At 72.5% G+C, this 839-nt stretch carries 1 protein-coding gene; it reads right to left on the reverse strand.

Translation table 11 applies throughout. The features are described from left to right. A partial coding sequence (locus ACKUB9_RS34325; protein ID WP_407531181.1) for a homogentisate 1,2-dioxygenase occupies positions 1 to 839 on the reverse strand: 839 nt, incomplete at both ends.

The raw sequence follows: 839 nt of genomic DNA on the forward strand, positions 1-839 counted from the left end.
TCGAACAGGATCGGCCCCACCGGCGAGAACTTGCGCAGGTCGTACTTGTAGGGCGCGTAGTTGCCGTGCCAGGCCACCACGTCGAGGGGCGAGTGCGCGATCGCCGCCTCCCAGAGCGCGCCGCCCCACTTCACCAGCATCGTGCCGGGCGCCTCGCGATCCTCGTAAGCCGCGACGGGGGTGAGGAAGTCGCGCTGGTTGGCCAGGCAGTTGGCGCCGATCGGCCCGCGCTCGGGCAGCGTGAAGGCGCCGCCGTAGTTCTCGCAGACGTAGCCGCGCGCCGGGCCGTCGAGGAGTTCCACCGCGAACTTCACGCCGCGGGGGATGACGACGATCTCGCCCGGCTCGACCGCGATGAGCCCGAACTCGGTGCGGAAGCGCAAGGCGCCCTGCTGGGGCACCACCAGCATCTCGCCGTCGGCGTTGTAGAAGTACTCGTCCTGCATGGAGCGGGTGGCGAGGTAGAGGTGGGCGCCCATGCCGGCCTGCGCGCCCGCGTCGCCGGCGGTGGTCATGGTGTGGATGCCCTCGATGAAGGAGAGGGGCGCGTCGGGGATCGGGACGGGATCCCAGCGCAGGGGGGCGGGGGGCATCTCGACCTCGGCGGCCGGCGCGGTGCGCCAGCGGCGGGCGTCGCGCTTGTGGAAGGCGTTCCAGTGGGCGACGGTGGGGCGGATGCGGTAGAGCCAGGAGCGCTCGTTGGTGGTGCGGGGCGCGGTGAAGGGGGATCCGGAGAGCTGCTCGGCGTAGAGGCCGTAGGGGCACCGCTGGGGCGAGTTGCGGCCGACCGGCAGGGCGCCGGGCAGCGCCTCGGTCTCGAAGCCGTTGCCGAACCCCGA

The sequence above is a fragment of the Methylobacterium oryzisoli genome, from assembly GCF_046557895.1.
Classification (GTDB): Bacteria; Pseudomonadota; Alphaproteobacteria; order Rhizobiales; family Beijerinckiaceae; genus Methylobacterium; species Methylobacterium oryzisoli.